Source organism: Candidatus Magnetobacterium casense (assembly GCF_019173545.1).
GTDB classification, from domain to species: domain Bacteria; phylum Nitrospirota; class Thermodesulfovibrionia; order Thermodesulfovibrionales; family Magnetobacteriaceae; genus Magnetobacterium; species Magnetobacterium cryptolimnobacter.
Genome location: NZ_JABXWD010000701.1, coordinates 1 through 1,284 on the forward strand (window position 1 = coordinate 1; position 1,284 = coordinate 1,284).

1 protein-coding gene is annotated in these 1,284 nt (G+C 50.8%); it reads left to right on the forward strand.

Annotation, left to right across the window (positions count from 1 at the left end):
- Window positions 1-1,284, forward strand: a 1,284-nt coding sequence (gene infB, locus HWQ67_RS18875; protein ID WP_218254239.1) for a translation initiation factor IF-2, incomplete at both ends; no start/stop codon positions are given.

Genomic DNA, 1,284 nt, shown 5'->3' on the forward strand with positions numbered 1-1,284 from the left:
GGATGTATCTGACAGCAAAGAGGCCGACCAGAAAAAGAAGATTGCGATTCCCCTGGTGACAACTGGTGAACTGGTCGATGAGGAGGAGGAAAAAAACAAGCGTGTCGGTTTTAAAAAAACAATCAAAAAGAAAACAAATAATTTGTTAGAGGTGGATGGGATTGGGGTTGTCAGTTCGTTGACCCAGTTAAACCGTATTTCCTATATTGATCGTGTTGAGCGTGTTTTTAGACCATCCAAGGTGGGAAGGAGAAAAAAGATTGTTTCCAAAAAGGGGATCAAAAAACCAACCCTGACCCTTGCCAAGCAAATCAAACGGGTTGTGGAAATAAAGGGGAGTATTTCTGTTGGTGATTTGGCGCGGGGGATGGATATTAAGTCATCCCAGGTCATCAAACGATTGATGGATATGGGGACCATGACAACGGTAAACCAGGTGCTGGACCATGACACAGCCGCCTTGATTGCCCGCGAATTTAAATATGAGGTTAAGGATGTGAGCTTTAATGAGGGCAGGATTCTCGAGGGTCTTGACAAGGGCGTTCAGAGGGAGTTGGAGCATCGCCCCCCTGTTGTGACCGTGATGGGGCATGTGGATCATGGCAAGACATCCCTTTTGGATGCCATACGCGAGGCCAATGTGACTGCAGGGGAGTTTGGGGGCATAACCCAGCATATTGGCGCCTACACGGTTACATTGCCCAAAGGAACTGTTACTTTTTTGGATACACCGGGGCACGAGGCCTTTACGGCCATGCGGGCCCGGGGTGCCTCGCTGACCGATATTGTCATTTTGGTTGTTGCTGCCGATGACGGGATTATGCCCCAGACGATTGAGTCCATTGATCATGCCAAGGCAGCCGGGGTGCCCATTGTTGTTGCTATTAATAAGATTGACAAGCCGGAGGCTGATATTGACCGGGTCAAAAGGCAGCTGTCGGACCGTGGTCTTATGCCAGAAGAGTGGGGTGGGGAAACCCTCTACGCCCTGGTTTCTGCCCTTAAAAAGCAGGGGATTCAGGATTTGCTCGATGCAATCCTGCTCCAGGCGGAGATCCTTGAACTCCAAGCGGATCGTCGGGTCTTGGCTCGTGGTATTGTTATTGAGGCCTTGCTGGATCGGCAACGGGGCCCCGTTGCCACAATCCTGGTGCAGGAGGGGACTCTTAAAACCGGGGATCTGTTGATTGCCGGGTGCTGCTATGGGCGTGTAAGGGCCATGAGGGATCATCTTGGACAAGTGGTCGATTTTGTGCCTCCTTCCTATGCCGTGGAAATCATGGG